Here is an 18175-nt window from a genome sequence, read left to right as displayed (position 1 = left end):
GCTACCTGCTATGTTTCGTTCCTCATACCCACTCACTATAATTGCATTGGCTATACTTCTAGGGGCGCCTCTCCATTCATCCGGGGCAACTTCGCGCCATCTAAGCTTAATGGCCCAGGCCGAGGGGCTGCCTAAGGAGTTCCATGAGCACTTTTTCGACGTCCCTTTGGCAGTAAGGGTAATGCTTAATCGCAAGGTGCTAGGCGAAGCAATGGTCGTATTGTCACAGGACGAACATGTAACGTTACTTGATTTCAACGATACACGTGACAGCGATATAGACACTGCTGAACGCGAGAAATGGCAGGCAATACTACAGAAAGGTGTGGCGCTTGGAGAGTGCCAGACCGAATGCGACGAAGGGCTGCTAGCCGTACATTACAGCCTGGAAAACTCAGAGCTATCACTCCTCAGTAACAATGCTGAACGCGACGCTACAATCAGCGATCATTATGTGCTACCAGAAAACGGAAGCAGTGGACTTATGTTGCGCAATCAACTGAATCTTTCCGGCGGACAAGAACAGGAACTCTCCGGCAGATATGACCTGCAAGCCATCTCCAGCTTGGGCACTTGGACGCAAACTTTCAATGGTCAGCTGACTAAAGACGGGGGGCAGCAACATAAGATTCAGCATTCAGTATACGAACTGCATGCGCAGAAAGAGTGGCAGAAAAACTTTCTGCGCATTGGCTATTTTACGCCAGACTCCATTGGGTTAAGTCGGCAACCACGTTCCTATGGCAACGGTCCCGATACCGCGCTGGGGCTAATGCTAGGCAGCTCCGACAGTCTGGCGAAGGATAGTCCTAAGCCGTCGGCGTACCCGCTTTACGTCACAGCCAATCGCGACGCCACAGTTGAGATTTATCGTAATGGCGCACTGATTAATAGTCAGCAGGTCCAACCCGGCCTGCAATCTCTAGATACCCGCACCTTTCCGAGCGGAATATACAACATTGAGGTGCGTCTAATAGAAGACGGTGTCGTTACTTCGCGCAGCGACGAGTTGGTATACAAACCGAACAACTGGAGCGATCTGGATCAGCGCTGGCGTTACAATATTTTCTTCGGTCGTGAAAGTAAACTGCTCAATAGTTGGGATACCCGAGACGACGGTGGTCTTACCGTCGGTGCAGCAGTCAACTACCTGTTGCACCCGCGTGCAGTGGTCGGAATGTCGGCACGCCAAGTTAAGGGACAAGATCAGCTAGGTACCTCTTTAGATCTAGGTATAAGCGAGAGTTCAAGCCTTTATACTAGCGTTTACCAGGCTCAGGATCGTGGCGTTGGGATGGATGTGCAAGCGCTGCACGACTACGGCTCAGGCAACATTATTCTCAGTCATAACCGTAGTTGGTTAGACAACCGGAACACTTGGGAAATCCAATCTGATGGTAGTCGTCTGCGGCGGCGAAACACCTACAACGGAAACGTCAGCAATTCGTCAATAAATATTGGTCACCGATTGGGAAGGCATGACAATTTGAATGCTCGCTTATCCCATAGTGAAGGACAAGTCGAAGGCCTGGGACTTGAACTAGGATGGCAGCGTGATGCGAAGCTATTTGGGTATATTGCCAACTGGGGTTTTTCAATCTTTGATCGCCCAGGGTCCACCAGCACGGGCAATCAACGTAACCGCGGGGTTGATCTGAGCCTTAACTTAGCTCTAGGTGGTGATGGCAAGCATATTAGCGCGAGTGTTGGCTCGCGGGCATCGCGTTCGGGAAAAACCGATCGTAATGCCAGCCTAGGTTACCAGCAGGACATAAAACTCGGACCGATACGCAGTATCCATGGCACGGTGCAGAGCGATACTTACGGTACTGGGCTGACTGGCTCCGCGCAGCTCCAAACAGGGCTAGCCTCCGGCAATATACAAATGCAGCGATCATCTTATAACCAAGCGCTGTCCGGAAGCTTGAATCTGGATAGCAATCTGATGGTGGGATCTAACAAAATGGTCTTGACCGGGCAATACATGGGCAATCAAGCGGGGATGATCATCGATGTGGAGTCGGACGTCGATGAAATCGAGCTACGCGCCGACGATTTAAGCGGCAGCGGTGCGGTGCTTAAGCCTGGACGTAACGTGGTATCCGTCACAGCCTACAAGGGCAGCACTATACAGTTCGACTTCCAGGGTACAGATGCTCCTGCGGCGACCATCCAACCGTCCCGCACTAATTACCACCTGAACAAAGGTGGTGTGGCGTACCAGCGGATCCGCGTGATGAAAACGCTCACCGTATTGGGGCGCCTTGTAGACGATCAAGGATTGCCCTTGAAGGGACACCATGTGATCAACCATGCCAGCCGCGGCGTGACCGAGGTCGACGGTTTCTTCTCCATGGAGATGAGTGCCAACACTCCAACTTTAGAAGTTATCCGTAATGAACGAGTTATGTGCCAGTTTGCCCTTGATCCTGAAACCCTCCCTAGTGAAGGCGATGTGTTGATGGCTGGTGATCTGCGCTGTGTCGAAGGCAGCAACTCTAGTCAGCTGGCTAAAGGATAAACTGGAGTAAATCAAGGGTGTACTGGAGACAACCTCGTCTGGTGTCTCCCGTATTCCTGAACGTAATCACATGGAGCATGTTTTAAGTACAGCGTCGTGCGAACTCTACAAGTACTTCTGCTATTAGCAGTATCTTGGCGTAGAAAAGCGAAAACCAGAATTTTAGTTAAAGAGGCTTCCCCCTATGAAAAAGTTGGTATCCGCATTGCTGTTGAGCTTTTGCGCAACCGCTATCCAGGCAGGTCCAAGTATCAATATAGGCAACGTTTACGATTATATGGACGCAGAAAAAAGTACTTACCTCAAACGTGTTTACAATGGAGGTGATAGCACTGCTTTTGTTCGGGTTAATATTTTTGAAATGAACTTCGACGCAAAAGGTAACGCCACAGAGTCGCCGTTGCACGACTTAGCTACCGACACTGCGCAACGTAAGGGGCTGATTGCCAGCCCCGCCCGACTGATCGTGCCGGCGAAGGGGATGCAGGCCACTCGTCTACTGTACGTTGGTGATCGTGATCAAGAACGTTACTACCGCGTGCGCTTTGTACCCGTAGTTCCGGAAAAGGAAGACCAGTTCAATGTGACCGAAACAGAGCGTGAGGTATATAAGCAGTCTATGTCTGCAGGGGTCAATATCATGACCGGTTATGGCGCTATATTTTTTGTGCGCCCTAAGCACACCCGCTTCGATACGATAATTCAAAATAGTTCTGTCGAATACTATGTGAAAAACGCCGGTAACAGCACGATAGAATTAGATGAATTCAAGGATTGTTCAATTAAAAAAGAAAGCGCTTGTCAGGCGACAAGCAAGCATCATGTGCTGCCCGGGAGAACCTTCAGTTTTACGAAAGTAGCAGGCCGTATTTATAGCTATGAATTGATAGAGGGCGCCTCTAAAAAAACCATGGTGATTGAAAAATGATGAAGTCCAAAATCGAGCACACTACCGGTCTAACTTTATTCATAAAGGTAGTCTTTATAGCTATCGCAGCAATCGCCTCGAATCAAGTGTTAGCGTCACAAATCAACCTAACAGCGAAGTACTCTCCTGACCCAAGGAATCCGCAGCTTAATAAAATAATAAATACGACTCCTAATTGGGGTTACTGTGTACAGAGGTCCGCTGATTGTAAGAATTCCAATTGGTTTAGCGTAAAGTTGCCCGTAACATTTAGAGCTCAGGATGTTTACGCAAATCATACCGATCCACGAAAAGGAGGAATGATCAGAGTACCTGCATCATGGAGGGAAATTCGTGTTACCTCCCAATCTGGAGATTATAAGATCGTCAAAATGAGAATCACCGGTTTAGGTGCAAGGCATGTCGTGAGTAATACCGGTCAACATTGGGAAGGGGGGGATTGGAATAATGCTCCTGCTCCATGTCTTTCTGCACTTGGAAATAAATTATCAGGTTATACATATGAATTTTTTTGGAAGACACCGTCCAGCCAACAATGCGCAAAGAGATCCAAAACGTACATTCAAAACTTTCGGATGAATACAGTAAATATCGCTTATCAGTTAGAGACTCCTGATCCTTTGTCGATGGAGTCAGGTACCTACCAAGGTGTAACCAGCTTAACTGTTGGTCCACGGCAGGACATTGATTTTGGCGACGTCATGAAGCCAACGACCTCCTTAATACAGATAAATTTTAAAATCGAAGTTCAACACGTTCTAAAAGTTAAATTTCCCCCTGGCGCAGAGCGACTTTCGTTAAATCCCGACGGTGGCTGGCAACAGTGGGTACACCGGGGGCGCCGCCCAGAAAATCTGTCTGCCAACCAAACTTTTCAAGTATGGTCCTCGCCGCGATTCAAGATGCTATTACGATGCCAGTACGCTGTTAACGACGGGTGCGGCATCCAGAATGACGCAGGCCACCGCGTGCCGGTTGAAACCCGTGTAACCCTCCCTGCAGGCATAGTTGAAAAAAACCACAGCCCCGTTAATCGTCACCTACTTAGTAATAATGGCGCTACGATCTTTCATCCAGTCTTTTATGTAGACAACGCACGTGCAGAACTCCATTTTCAGGTCAATCAGGACAGCGTAAAAAAAATGAGCGAGTTCGCAGGCAGCCGCTATTCTGGTAATGTAACGGTGGTTTGGGATTCTCAAATCTAAATTGCTGAAAGCACGACCTCCTTAGAAGGATCTTTAAAGTCTTCCATCGTGCTACCAGGACATAAAGAAGAACTTCCAAAAGCTCGGCTATGCGATGCCTACCTAACTATTTACGCAGTTAGTTGACGTGATTTCCTGAGCTGCTGGCCGTGTCTGATTAAATAAGTGCTACACCTCGGAATAATTCAAAACGACTACACCCGATATTAGCCACAACAGTGCCAAAGGTTATAGATATCACGCCCTTTGCTCACCAATAAGCCGTGACAGCGCTTGCGACTTTGATCACTCTAATTACTGCCCTTGACTTGATTAACCTGCGCGGTTCATGAGCGACACCGCCAGTGAGCCGCGCCGACTGGATCAAAATCATGATTGCCGCCGCACGTTTGCCACTGCGCAAAGAGCAAACGAACAGCCAATTCGAGCGTCCAAGGGCCAATGGTCGGGTTTGATTCTTACACCAGTTGAGACCGATGGGCATTGCCCCTTCTCCGAGATAGCGCGTCAGCGCTATCAAGCGCTTGAGGCTGTAATCCGAGGTTTGACGATCGCCGACCCCTGCATTTTTGCCGGCTCACGCACAACTAATACACCTTTTGAATACGGCACTTCGATTAGGACCGTAGCCGGAGGAACTTGATACGTCGTTATCAACGACGCGGGTTTGACCGGAATTAAGACAGTCTGCAGTGCTAGGTTTTTCTGAGCATGCACCTGAATCCATTTATGGGCGAAGTTAGTATTGAGGTTATGGGTCAAGGCGACGTGAGCTGTCGAGTTGTTGGTCCGAGCACATTCGGCAATAACTTGGGCCTTAAAGAGTTTGGAAGAAGAATGAATTTGTTGCGTCATGTGCATCCGCTTATATAGCTAAGAATGGTGCCCATTTATATTTAGATGGATCCCGTAACCTCAGCAACGTTTTTAGGAAGATGTGCTGCACGGACAGTTCAGAAAGATTATTGCTCCTGGTTGAAGAAGGGTGCTTTATGATGCTAGGTATGACCTATAAAGTCCGCTGCGGTAACGTTGGTTGGTTTCCCTATGGAATTATGGCAGTTTGATCACCTCCTTGGGCGGAGGACCTACGTTAATCTGTTGAGATTATGCGGCGAAGGGATTTCTCGATGAAATCTACGCGATTCAGCAGACCGTCGCTGGTTGATTCGGGGTTATCAAGTATATCTTCTAGTTTTTTAGCTGCCTTTGCAATTGTTTGGGTGTTAGTTGCGAGGGCTGAGCCATGCAGTCTGTGCGCATAATAGCGCGCCCGAGCTAAGTCTTTGGTTTCTAAAGCCTCTCGTAAGTTGACGATATCTTCTAGGCTTGTCCTGATGAATAAAGTATTTAAAGATTCAGAGCGTGCAGTCATAGATGCAGCGCTTCGCGCAGCCTCGGGTGGCGGCGCCCAAAGTTCTATAAGTTTTCTAAGCTTTGGTAGGCTTAATGGTTTTGGAAGGCTGTCGTCTATGCCGCTATCCATGCATTTTTTTTGATGTTCTGTATTGGTTGAGGCAGAAATGGCGATAATGGGAAGGTGGGTAAAGCCGAGTGACCTTTGTTGTCGCATGCGACGTGCCACCTCATAACCGTCCATATCAGGCAGGTGGCAGTCCAAAAGGACAATTGCAATTTTATCGCGCTTACGCTCTAAAACGTTGAGTGCCTCTAAGCCGTTTTCGACTATCAGCGCACTATAGCCGAGTTCTGTGAGCTGTAAATCAATAGTCCTCTGGTTCACGGGGTTATCCTCAACAACTAATATTTGGAGTTGAGTCACAGGAAGAGGGAAAGTTTTTGGTTGTGGTTGTATCAAGTGGGAGGTTACTGCTGCTTCAGTTTTGTGCTTGAACTCGACAGGAAGGGTAATGCTCACCTGTGTACCCTTTCCTAGTTCGCTGTCTAAGCCTATTTGGCCACCCATCAATTCTACTAGCTGTTTGCAAATAGAAAGACCTAATCCGCTACCGCCATATCGGCGAGTAATGGAGCTGTCAACTTGAACAAACGCTTGAAACAGTTTTCCTTGATGCGATTTATCAATACCAATCCCAGTGTCGGATACTCTGATCTTTAAGTGGCCCGAGCCTGGGGTTGCGATGTCAAAATCAATAGATAACGTTATACTACCATGCCGTGTGAATTTTATTGCGTTGGAAAGTAGATTAGATAAAACCTGCTGGAGCCTAGTCGAGCTGGTGACGATCAGTATGTTGGTAAGGTTGCTTGTATTTAAGCTTAATGATGTGTGATGTTTTAGGGCAGCGATTCTATATGTACTCACGAGGTTGTGGGCTAGTTTGTTTATGTTCGTAGGCAAGTATTCAGGTGTGATGATGCCGGCCTCAAGCTTTGATATGTCCAGCACGTCGTCCAATAGTGCAAGCAAATTGGAGGCTGAGCTCATGGCCAATGTTAAAAGATCTTTCTGTTGGGTAGTTAGTTTTGTCGTATGCAAGAGTTCGATAGAAGACATTACTCCATTCATTGGAGAGCGAATCTCATGGCTCATCATCGCTAAAAATGCTGATTTATCTGCGTCGCTTTTTTGCGCTGCTTTTTGAGCACGCCTCGAGTATACCGCCAATGCCACGACGACGAGAGTGGCAAGGATGGCTGTAATAAGCTCGATGGAATAGTGTCTTATGACTGAATTCAAACTAGGGGCAGTCATGCTACTTTCAAACAACAACCGATCGAATGTACGTTCGGCGTGGTAGGCAATGATAGAATTTATTGACTTACTGATAATCGAGGCTAGCTCTGGAGACGATGCGTTGATACCCATTACGTAGGAGACCGGTATCCCGGGAAATACCCCTGCCCACTCAAAAACACCATAAAAATGATCTTTAATAATCGGCTCAAGCTCTAAAGTTAATCCTATAACAACGTCTACTTGCTTGCCGGCCAATGCCTGAAGCGCGAGGGTAGGGTTGTTATACGTTAGAAGAGTGATTTTTTTGTAGTTGCGGCGAAGATAGTCGTTAATTACTTTGCCTCCGACGAGCGCCACTGTTTTGCCGTCAAGCTTTAGTGGCGCCACGTCAGAAACCTCGTTTTTGCGCGTGACAGCTACTGTTGAAGTTAAATAGTAATTATCTGATTTTAAGAGGGTATTAAAAAAATCATGATCGAGCTGGTTAATGGTAACGGCTGTTATTACATCAAGCTTTCCGAGGCTTACAAGCTTTTTGGCTTCGCTCCAACTGTTAGTGTCTATTCTTTTAAATTGAATTCCACTCAGTAGGGCTATTTGATTAATGTAGAATGATCTGTTGTCCGATATAAAGCTGGCTGCACTGGTGTAACGCACTATTGGGTGGTTTTCGATCCATTGTTGCTCGGCTTGAGTTAAGTTTATTTTTTCTGGCTCAGCGAAAATAGCGCTACTGACTATAAGCAAAATTGCTAATACTATTATACGTAACATTTTAGCGTGCATCCAATTGATCACGTACTTTGTAGAGCTCGCTATCGTTATTCAGTCCTAGCTTTCGGAAGGCTGATTGCTTCTGAGTACTGATTGTTTTGACGCTTCGTGAGAATTTTTGTGCAATTTGTGAGACGGATAGTCCGTCCAGGAAGCAGCGAAGGACTTCGTGCTCTCGAGCGGTCAGCTTTGAATTGTTAATTAGTGCAGCGATGGTGCTTGCGCCTTCGGAGAGGTGCTGGCTTTTATTGTCACCGAGCGAAGTTTCATTTTCGTGGAGTCGCTTGAGCATGTCTGCAGCCAAGTAACGTTTTCCAGTGGCCACGAGGCGTATAGCGATCGGTAGCTGAGATAGGTCCGCATCCTTCCCAATAAACCCGTCCGCGCCGCCACGTATGGTCATGGCAACAGTGGCCGGATTGTGCGACGCTGAAATTATAAGTAATCGAATGGTGGGGAAGCTTATTTTTAATGCGCGGATGAGGCTTAGGCCATCCACTTCATCGGGGCTCAGAGAATAGTCAAGTACGATGACTTCAACAGGTTCGGAGTGGAGTGCTGCTTGGAGTGCTTGGGCGCTGCTATAGCTTCCAACAATGAGAATATCGGACACGTTCGCCAAGTACGACTCCATGGCGTACAGCATGACTGGATGGTCGTCTAAAAGCATGATTTTGATCGGTCTTCTAGCAAACATGCCAGTTTCTCTGTGTGAAAGGTGCATGGGCGATTCCAGTATAGCTTCTGTGTGTTCGGTGAGCCTGGTTCACATCTGGGCTTTTGCGTATTCGGTTTGAGGACGCGCCAGAGCGATCAAGCTACCGTTGCCGTGCCTTTTATACGCGCGCTAGTTGACCACATCAATTAGCGATTCTGTTGCTCAGGACGATTGCCCGCTCAGGTGTGACCCGCATTGCCAGAAACGTAAGTTTTCTCGACGAGCAGCAACTGATCGACCTGCAAAATGTCCGCTGTCTTACCGTACAGTGCTATGGACTAAACCCGACTCGGCATCTACGTCAATGTGCGCTTTGACCCTAATATAATACACATTTCCCTTCTTCCTCTGGTGCATCTTGCAATGGCGTTTGCCCTCTCTATTGTTGCTCGGACTCTGCGCATAAATTATTATCGTATCGATAACTGCACCCTTGATGCAATATAAGGGCTCTGTCGTCCAAATAACCGTTTATGAGCTGCGAAATCCGTCTCGATCAGGAAACGCTCGCGGGGTGCCTGTGTAAGTTTTCCTGCGTAATCGGTCTCCGCGGAGGTCATCTGTTTCCTCATCGAAAAGCTTGGCCGCTGATTCACGTAGATTTCGCCGAATCAACGGTTATTTTTTAGGAATGTTCCTAAAGTATGGGAGAATTTATTTTGATAGGCTGGAATGGAAGCCGCGTTGGAAACGCAGCTATCTATGGACTTCAACAGCGCGTGAAAGGAGCCACGACTTTGCCTATGATTGACAGTAAATCCCTTAAGCATTCCAGTAATGCCTATCAAGTAGCCCGCCAAGCCTGGGATGCCGCCGTTTCGGCGCTAGCCAACGCTGATACCGTCCAGACGACGCCCCTGGAGATTCAGCGATTGCACAATGAGGCGCAGCAAACGCTGGAGGCGGTATTTGCCGCAGGTGCTGAACTAGCTGAGGAAGTGGCAGACGCAATCGGTCGAGCCGAGCGCGCACCGAGGGAGTAACCTGCAGAATTATTTCGCGGCTTATTTAAAAAGGCCCCTTCACCTCAGCCGGGATATGGTTTCTTGGGGAGGCCGCTTGCCGTTAGCGCACCCATTTGTACGTTGATCCAATAGATTGAGTCATTTTGTTCGTCAACGATTGATTGGCGAGGTTATGACGATACTGCAGACACTCTCGCTTTCTGCCGCTGATTTGGGGCTTGGTGCATGTGTCAGCGCCGCAATGAATGATCAAGCTATTGAGGACGCACTAGAGCTGGATCCGTTGAAGGAGGGGTTTCGGCGATCGCTGGATTTGGTCAGCGTCAACCTAATCCTGGCGTGTAAAAGCCTGACTTCTTGACGCTCGCGGGTCATTAAGCACTGTACGAAAAGTAATGACTTAGGCACCGCTGCCAGCAAACCACTGGGACCATTGCTGCACAAGTTTTCGCCAGATTGCAGTAACGCGCCCCCAAGCGACGGTGCTCCTCGAGTTTTTGACTATCGTCACCGGCAGCTATGGGTCGATGACCGCCTGTCGCCACCGGCAGCAATGAGCAGCTCTCCGCCGATCATGTTGACTAAACATGCTGGTAAGATCCGATGGAATCGGTGGTCAGATCCATTGCAAACGCTTGGTCAAGTGGATTGCAACTTCGCATAGCTCACTTAATTGACCGATTGGATCTTAAATTTCTTTGGGGTAACGCGGGTCGCTCATCTTACGAAACTACAGCAGTCAGGATTATCGTGCCGTTATGTTTTACTCCCTGGTCGAGTGTGTCGCCGCTGGCCAACTTGATGGCCGATAGGAGATCGTGAGTCAGGGGTATGATTAAATCGCCAGTGGCATCAGCTGCCTACTGGCGTTTGACATTCCAGCTCGTATTTTTAGCTTTGGGTTTCGGGTTCATTATTCTCTCCAGGTGATCAGATGACAGAGCCAATTTATGATTATGACCCAGCAGACTTGCTCGTGGACTCAGAAGCCGTAGCTGTCTTTTTGGCTGATGCTCACGACACAGGTGACGCCGCTTTCATTGCTGAAGCAATGGCCGTTGTTGCACGCGCCAAAAGTCGCCTCAACGCAGAAGGGAAGCCATCGCCCTGAACGTGTGTTGCCAGTAGCAACTACCGGGGAGGGTTACATCCTGTCCGGCTCGAGGCACTGATTACAGAAGGAAGGGGCTGCTCAGCTAATTTGTCGCGACGATCAGGGGAGGGGAGAGCGGCGTCTAGTCAGGCCTATGCACGTTGAGGCTGGGCAGGACCATCAGCGTATCTTCATCGTAATGAGGAAAAAATCGCTGCCATGCACGTACACCACCCAACTCGCCCACAGCTAGGATAATAGCCTTGTGAGAGGCCGTGAGCAGAGCTACTTGCCGCTCTAAATCTTCTATACGTTCGTCTTTCATTGCAAGACTGGCTATTAGCCGTTTTTGAGAGTTCTTTTTCGCTCGTTCTACCCATTGGTTTCGGGTCGTTTGCAATTGTTGATAGTGAGCAATTAGGTCTCTGCGAAATGTGTCCCGCGTGAGAGTGGAAACGGCGCCTAGATTCTCCATTCTACGCACAATGGCATGGGCAGTTATTCTCTCATCGTTTTCCAGCATGGACTCAAGAACGCAAAGTAGATTGTCATCAAGATCAACCGCATTTACGGTGCGGCGTACTGGCTTGCTCGGTGCTGGCATATTGACTCCGCTAGGCACGTAACAGGGCTTAGCGCAAAAGCGGCTAGCCTTCAAATAAGTCTACTTGATGGACCTGCACCGACAAATCCGGACCATCTGGGAAAGGGTTTTCACCTGGTCGACATGCCAATGCTTTATCAATATTTTCTAACGTTTTTTTTGCATGATCCAATTGATTTGCTCTTCCGATACTATCACTGAATCGAGCCTCTATTTTATTAACGGCTAAGGCGATTTTTTCACGAAGCCCAAATAGATTTTGCTGATGACTTTTCAGATCTGTAACGCAAAGATGACGGCAGCCGCCGTAACACTCTAAATGCTTTGGACAAGGATTGGTCATAAAACTGTTAATGCAAAATCCATAAGGCGTAACGTGAAACCCATCAGCTTCTCCCGCCAGAAAGAGAAATGCCGCCTCATCGCCCATTGTCGCCTGAATCTCTCGAAACTCTTCAACAATCGGACCGGATACCTTGCCACTTAGGATCATCTCTAGCACTTGCGAACTACCTGTTGGCATAATATCAAGTGCCGTGTGCGGTAGTTCCATTGAAGCAAGTTCTTCTAATAAGCTGCGGTGATCGTACCGGTACGACTGCTCAACACTGCGACGGCCGTAACGCTTAGTTATAATCGTGTCAGCTACGCCCATCCTAAAGAGCTCACTATTTTGAACGTGACGAAAAGAATGACTATTTATTGTAAGGCTTTGGGTTTCTTTATTGCGCCCATACCGCTGAAAAAAAGTGGTGTTTGAAGTTTGACTTTTGTAATAGTGGCTTCGTAAATCGACCGTATCGAGGATTCCAACAAAGCAGTATTTTCGAATATCGCATAGCCCATCATTTCTTCCTTCTGATAGCGCGCGTATGGGCGCAAGAAATAACATATTATGGGGAGGTATCGAGCCCGCAGCGGTGCGCAACGGCTTTAGAGGTGAGAGCTTGGATGGCATTCTTAATCTCACCAATTGCTCTAACTCCGATACCTTAAAGTACCCCTTTCTGAAATTTACCTTACAAGGCACCCCGGACACTGTGCGGAAAGGAGTGAGCGATTCATACCCTCTACGCAGCACGGCGAAATACTGCCGCACGACATTCTTCACTTTTCCTCCATGTTCTTTTAATGACAACTGTCGACTCTCAATTTCGTCCAGTACGCCAATGTCATAATTTTTTCTATACTGCGCAGTTAATCGAACTTCGTCGTCATCTTCAAATACAAATGGATTGCCAGTCAAATACGGATATAGATCTGCTGCGGCCACCAATTCGTCCGGTTGAAAGTCAGCCAAAATCCGATTGGATTGATACTGTTTCTCAAGAGTGGCGCGGAGCGGCTGGGTGAGCAAGAGCACCCGATTCAGAAAATCAATAATAATCTCCCTGAACATCTCGGGAATGTGCTGTATATCCGGATATAAGAGTTTCCCATCTTTATCCGAAATACTTCTTTTTTCAACAAAATATCTAAGAGCAATCGATGACGAAATACCGCCGAACTCGCCTGCGGGAATGCCCTTTTTACTCAGATGAGAGAACTCCTGGCACCAATCGACTGGTATAAGTGGTGTTTCGCCCATTCGCAACCCACAGAGCACCAGAATTTTAGCTTGCGCAAACCGCAACTCATCATAAAATGTCTGTGGATCTTCGGTAAAAACAATTCGGATCAGTTCCCAGAATGCATTGTAATCTGGAAGGCGCTCTGTGCGTTTGCGCTCCGAAAGGTTTTGTCGAAAATTAGACGTATCCTCGCGACTGTTACGGCGTTTGACGTTAACTGCAGACAACAAAGGAGTGCGATCAACCAGACAATGAAAGTCAAATATATGCTGTACCGAATTTCTAATTCCTCTGGCCAGTTGACCGGAAGGCTGTAACAGTGATGCGTATTTAAGAGCAGTCGCAATGTGATCAACACTCAATTCCCACGGCTCAGCTTTGCCACAACAAGATGCAATGATACGAATGGTTCGGACAATGTATTGGCTCGCATGCGCTGCGGACACACCTTTCACATAAATGTAGTGAATTGCGCACGCTTTGATTAAGTCCTGCCACGAGTTCGTAAGCTTTGCCCTTGCGATTGCGGGTACTCCTTGTGCGCTTCGCTCCTCGTTGATCAACGCCAGGCATTTTATGTCGGTCCCAAAGTCCGCAAGCCAATAAGGGACTCGGGGATTATCTGCCATATGGAATAGGGGCCATCCCTCACCTTTTTTTACGGTTCCATCAGGTGCGGTCGGAATGTCCCAGTTGACGTCTTTAGACATTGCAAGGATTTTGTTTGCCTCAATAAAATTCCTAAAATTATTATTCATTATCGACGGAACCGTTTAACTCATCAATAATCCTTTCCACCCGTTCTAAAACACCTTGCAGCTGTGAATAAGCGGGGGAATAGTTCTCGCCTCTGGATGCATTGTAAAATTGCAGTACAACGGGTCGCAGCCCCTCAAGAACCTCTTCATGAATTTTCGCGTTCTTGACAGCTAAGAAACGATCACAGCCATAACATGACAATATCGGATTTTTTGCACAAAGTCCCTGTCCAAGGGTGCACATGCCTATTCCCGCTATCGGTATTCCGTGTGGCATGCCTCCTATTTGGTGCACGGGTAGTGCGTTCGATAAATCCTCAGCACTGATCGTTCGGTTTTTCGCAATACGTTCAATTTTGCTATATATCGGAGAAATAGCGAGTGCCCGATTCACTCGTTCGGCCTGCGTCGGTGATGATTCAAAATAAACCAGCCCTGTCATTGACCAGCTGTGCCCCATGTATTCAGCTAGTTCTTCCTGGGTGGCACCAGCGTCCACCATACGTTGCGCAGCACTATGTCTGAAATCGGTGCTACTACGTCCATCCAACCCAAGTTCTGCGGTGAGTCTTGCTAGCGATGCGCCGACGCCTGATGGCGTCAGGCCAAACAAGGAATCGGTTAGAGCGCCGGGTGTTTGAGGGTACGCTTGGTCCGTGGTTCGCCGGCGATGCAACACTACAAATATATTCGCCCACTCGCGCTTTATTTTTCGTAACATCGGGATAGGTGGCGTGCCCTTGCGTTGTTTTCCTCGAAAAAATCGCAACTGCACACTGTGGGATTTTTCAAAATTAAATATATTTAAATGTTCGATTCTAAGTTTTGCAATCTGCTTGGGGCGCATTGCAAGCTGATAGCAAATACATAAAATACAGGCGCTGATTAAAAGGGATATTTTGACATTTCCCAAGTCATGCTTTGAAAGGTCATTGATCGAATCCAGAAAATCAATAACTTTCCGGTCTTCATACGAATCAAAAAATACGTCACCGCTCCGGACACTGGCGTACCTATCCACGGGGTGTTGACGAAGTGACGCAATTCGGGGTCTGGAATCGTTGTTCAGAACACCCACGGATTGACTACAGCAAAATAACAGTAGCGACTTTAGCGCGCATAGTTGATGGTTATTACACGCCGTAACTATTTCGCCTCGCCACTTAGCATCGACACTCAGAGGCAGGGTTAGTGAGAGGTCTAGCGTCGTATATATAAGGCTATTATCGAGCTTCTGAAGTGCCTGGAAATACATTTTGATGGTTGCGCCTGCCAATTCAGAGACGGAACGAGCAAGCCACAACTTCATTAGGTGTATCAATTCTCCGTCAAAGGAACTGAAATCAAACTCTAGGAACTCACCATTAACCTCAAAGGACCATGCGTTTTCCTCGGGATTTCTTATGGTTTTCCAGCAGTCTGCAAAATCATCCCAATAACGGATTACAGAGGGCAGGGGAGGCAGGGGAGCCAACGCCTCTAGCAGTTTTGCGTTACCAAGAAAGCCCGACTGACTCTGCTGCATGCGTTGCTCCTTCATCTGTCCCTTTCAGGAGCGCAGATGGCTGACATGGACGTCAAATGCATGGTTCCAAACGGTGGCTAAGCGATCCTCAAAAAAAGCTCGTGCGTACCGTCGTGGCATATCCGAGGTGCGGGCCCAGCCAAAAAAAGCTCGCAGTCTCTGGATTGCCATCTCGAGGTCGTCGCCATTTTCTACAAATTGATGAAGCCTGACAGTCGCACACGTATGCCTCATATCGTGCGGTGTAATGCGGCCGGCCCCGCGATACCGCTGAAGTGTTTAGCGCGCTTCAGTGGTGAGCTCACCTGTGATGGTGACAAAAATACCATTGACCTGGCGTAATGATAGTGGATTGCCTTCCAGCGAGGAAAATAAGTAGCTGTGTCGGGTCGAAGGTCGGTAGCTCTCGACAAAGGTCCTGATGAGGCTGGCCAACGCTGGCGGCACAGGCAGCTGCCGGGCGGCATTGTTGTTTTTTAGGCTGGGCTGTTCTTGGCGCGGATCACGCTGATACTGATTGTCGCCGACGTTCAGCCAGTTGACAGTTTCTACGGTCGGGGTGAAGCGTTTTTCGCTTTTTAATGCATCCATAGGCAGCACGAGGGTTTCACCGCGGCGTAATCCAAGATGCAACATGAGTAGGCACAATACGTAATTACGCCAGCGTAACGTACTGTTTCTAAAGGGATTACGAACCGAGTACGGATCAATGATCTGGTAAAACTCATCCAGCACTGGGCTTGGCAACGCTCGGACAATTTCTGCCGGCGGCGCGGGCGCCATACCCAGCGAGTCAAACAGCTTCTCCAGACGCTCCAGGCGCATGCTCAGCAGCCAAAGCATGTCAGGATCGGCATGACTTTTCACCAGACGCTGAACACAACTTTTGACGAAAACGTAGGCCACACGCCAGTTGGGATGGTAGTTGGCGGCAGTCTGGGCACCATGATTTCTGGCCGTGATGAAAAACGTCTCAAGACAGGCTTCAAGCTCATCGAATTTGAGCTCCGCAATCAAGCAATCAAGGCAGTCAGCCTGGTACAGCCGTCTGGCTGACTGGTACAGCTGTTCGATCACGGACAATTGGGTTCGTAGTGTGGACGGCGCCAAGCTCGCACCGTCCAGTGCAGACCAGACTGTCGACCAATAGCGTGGTCGTCCACGGTCATCGGTCAACAACCAACCAACGAGTCCGGAGGGCACGGAAATGTCTTTCAAATGAACAACAGGCATAAGCGCAACAGCTGAAGCTGCTCCTTATGGTAGGAAGCGTTGCAGTTGAGCCTAGGTAATTTCCTGAGTAACGCAACACACACGAACATGCTCGCCTTACGCATAATGTATATTATGTTAAACCAGGTGCTATGTTAGAAATGCTCATGAGCTGCCTAAGAGCGCACCGAACTAAATACCAAAAATACGACTACTAATTATCTAAAACCGTGAAATTGCTCATTCGGCTGTAAATAAACCCGGGCGCCTTGCCCAAGGCTATGTCGTACCACTGATCAATATCATCGTATGTGCCAACTCCAGGCCAAAGACATCCTGGCCATGGATGCTGCCGATAAACGGATTGTGCTGACCTGAAAGCGCCGTGCTGAAGTCACCGCGCACCGGGCGCAAGTCGCGGTTCTAGTTGGCGAACTCGGCACACGCGTGAAACAAGGCAAACAAACCCACGTCCACAGATTATTTTAGGTTTTGCCGGCCTGTGGTAGATCGATCCTTCGATATGGCGCTGTCAGTCAACTCTGACCGTTGGGTTCAAGCAACAGGAAAGCTCAAGAATTAAAGTTGAAGTGCCAGGGGAAGCAACCCCAGCTCACAACTCCAATAATAGAGCGACGTCAATGAGACTGACACCATCCTTGCCAGCGTGCCTGGCTCTGAGCTTCGTATCACTTGCCGCCTATGCTGCAGAGGGCCCTCCTCCGCCCTCCGTCAGCCAACCCAGCGGTATCAACCTGGGCGGCACCAGCTTCTACGACGGGTTTGCCGGGCCTCCCGGGCTGACGCATCAGACCTATCTGAAATTCAGTACGGCCAGCAGCATTCGTGACAATGGCGGCAAGGACAACCGCAACTTCGATAACCCGAAGATCAATGTCATTAGCTTGATCAACCAATTCAGCTATTACTCACCCGACACCATCGGCGGCGGCGCGCACCTGGGCTGGAGCCTGTTGGTACCCGTGATCTCGCTGGACGGCGACTTTGGCGACAACGGCGCCAAACTCAAGGACAACGGCGTTGGCCTGGGCGACGTCACTGTCGGCCCGCAGATCCAGTTCGATCCGATCGTCAATGCCGAAGGCCGGCCGGTGTTTGTTCAGCGCGTGGCCTTCGATACGATCCTGCCCACCGGCAAGTTCGACAAACACAAGGACTTGAATACCGGCTCCAACTACTTCTCTTTCAACCCCTACTGGGCCGCGACCTTGATGCCGGCACCGCGCTGGGAAGTGAGCTGGCGCCTGAATTACTTGTACAACTTCAAGAACAACGACCCGGCAAGCAGTTCGACGCAGGTTTTTGAAGGACGGCCGGTGCGCGACACCCAATCGGGGCAATCGGCCTGGGCCAACTTTACGGCTTCGTATGAGGTGTTCCCGAAGGTTTCAGTCGGGATCAACGGCTATTACTTCAGGCAGATTTCGGATGACCAGGTCAACGGCGACCGCCTGAGTAATTCTCGCGAAAAAGTACTGGGCATTGGCCCCGGCCTGTTCTGGAAAATTACCGAAGACAAGGCGTTCTGGGTCAATACCTATAAAGAAACCGGGGTAGAGAACCGCAGCAAGACCGATTACGCAGTGCAAGTTCGCTACGTCCATAAGTTCTGACT

The 18175-nt window shown here is 48.8% G+C and carries 14 protein-coding genes and 1 pseudogene; 7 read left to right on the top strand and 8 right to left on the bottom strand.

Going from position 1 to position 18175, the window contains the following annotated elements:
- The first annotated feature begins 10 nt into the window (after window positions 1-10).
- From ACW9I6_RS01290 to ACW9I6_RS01280, 3 genes are all read left to right on the top strand, one after another.
- Window positions 11-2521 carry a TcfC E-set like domain-containing protein gene (locus ACW9I6_RS01290; protein ID WP_457338749.1) on the top strand — a complete coding sequence of 837 codons (2511 nt, stop codon included), beginning with the start codon at window positions 11-13 and terminating at the stop codon, window positions 2519-2521.
- Window positions 2522-2705: 184 nt separating this feature from the next.
- Complete coding sequence (locus ACW9I6_RS01285) at window positions 2706-3449, top strand: molecular chaperone (RefSeq protein ID WP_457338748.1); 744 nt, start codon at window positions 2706-2708, stop codon at window positions 3447-3449.
- 299 nt (window positions 3450-3748) lie between these two features.
- Entirely contained in the window at window positions 3749-4657 is a 909-nt protein-coding gene (locus ACW9I6_RS01280; protein WP_457338747.1) for a hypothetical protein, read from the top strand.
- A gap of 307 nt (window positions 4658-4964) precedes the next feature.
- On the opposite strand, the pseudogene ACW9I6_RS01275 reads toward ACW9I6_RS01280, so the two are convergent.
- From ACW9I6_RS01275 to ACW9I6_RS01260, 4 genes and pseudogenes are all read right to left on the bottom strand, one after another.
- Window positions 4965-5195: pseudogene (locus tag ACW9I6_RS01275) on the bottom strand (IS66 family transposase); the annotation flags it as partial.
- A complete protein-coding gene (locus ACW9I6_RS01270; protein WP_457338746.1) occupies window positions 5174-5512 on the bottom strand; it encodes an IS66-like element accessory protein TnpA in 339 nt (112 codons plus the stop codon). The gene ACW9I6_RS01270 and the pseudogene ACW9I6_RS01275, both read right to left, overlap by 22 nt.
- Window positions 5513-5750: 238 nt before the next feature.
- Window positions 5751-8093: an ATP-binding protein gene (locus ACW9I6_RS01265; protein WP_457338745.1), complete on the bottom strand. Its 2343-nt coding sequence runs from the start codon at window positions 8091-8093 to the stop codon at window positions 5751-5753.
- A 1-nt stretch (window position 8094) separates the two neighbouring features.
- Window positions 8095-8817, bottom strand: coding sequence for a response regulator (locus ACW9I6_RS01260; protein ID WP_457338744.1), 723 nt, complete (start codon window positions 8815-8817; stop codon window positions 8095-8097).
- Window positions 8818-9554: 737 nt separating this feature from the next.
- Here ACW9I6_RS01260 and ACW9I6_RS01255 point away from each other — a divergent pair.
- From ACW9I6_RS01255 to ACW9I6_RS01245, 3 genes are all read left to right on the top strand, one after another.
- A complete protein-coding gene (locus tag ACW9I6_RS01255; protein ID WP_457338743.1) occupies window positions 9555-9794 on the top strand; it encodes a hypothetical protein in 240 nt (79 codons plus the stop codon).
- A gap of 115 nt (window positions 9795-9909) precedes the next feature.
- Window positions 9910-10137 (top strand): nitroreductase family protein, encoded by a 228-nt coding sequence (locus ACW9I6_RS01250; protein WP_457338742.1) that lies wholly within the window; start codon window positions 9910-9912, stop codon window positions 10135-10137.
- Window positions 10138-10710: 573 nt separating this feature from the next.
- On the top strand, window positions 10711-10887 hold the full coding sequence (locus ACW9I6_RS01245; protein ID WP_457338741.1) for a hypothetical protein: 177 nt from the start codon (window positions 10711-10713) through the stop codon (window positions 10885-10887).
- Between the two features lie 124 nt (window positions 10888-11011).
- Here ACW9I6_RS01245 and ACW9I6_RS01240 read toward each other — a convergent pair whose 3' ends face one another.
- From ACW9I6_RS01240 to ACW9I6_RS01225, 4 genes are all read right to left on the bottom strand, one after another.
- Window positions 11012-11473, bottom strand: a complete 462-nt coding sequence (locus ACW9I6_RS01240; protein WP_457338740.1) for a hypothetical protein — start codon at window positions 11471-11473, stop codon at window positions 11012-11014.
- Between the two features lie 43 nt (window positions 11474-11516).
- Complete coding sequence (locus tag ACW9I6_RS01235; RefSeq protein ID WP_457338739.1) at window positions 11517-13802, bottom strand: hypothetical protein; 2286 nt, start codon at window positions 13800-13802, stop codon at window positions 11517-11519.
- Complete coding sequence (locus ACW9I6_RS01230; RefSeq protein WP_457338738.1) at window positions 13795-15327, bottom strand: tyrosine-type recombinase/integrase; 1533 nt, start codon at window positions 15325-15327, stop codon at window positions 13795-13797. The genes ACW9I6_RS01235 and ACW9I6_RS01230 overlap by 8 nt, the downstream gene beginning before the upstream one ends.
- Window positions 15328-15606: 279 nt before the next feature.
- Window positions 15607-16410 carry a hypothetical protein gene (locus ACW9I6_RS01225; protein ID WP_457338737.1) on the bottom strand — a complete coding sequence of 268 codons (804 nt, stop codon included), beginning with the start codon at window positions 16408-16410 and terminating at the stop codon, window positions 15607-15609.
- A gap of 770 nt (window positions 16411-17180) precedes the next feature.
- On the opposite strand from ACW9I6_RS01225, the gene ACW9I6_RS01220 reads away from it, so the two are divergent.
- A complete protein-coding gene (locus ACW9I6_RS01220) occupies window positions 17181-18173 on the top strand; it encodes a SphA family protein (RefSeq protein ID WP_457338736.1) in 993 nt (330 codons plus the stop codon).
- The last annotated feature ends 2 nt before the right edge of the window (window positions 18174-18175 follow it).

This window comes from Pseudomonas sp. SDO5522_S412 (genome assembly GCF_054071215.1).
Note: the sequence above shows the minus strand (reverse complement) of the source record. Positions and strands in the feature narration are given on the sequence as shown.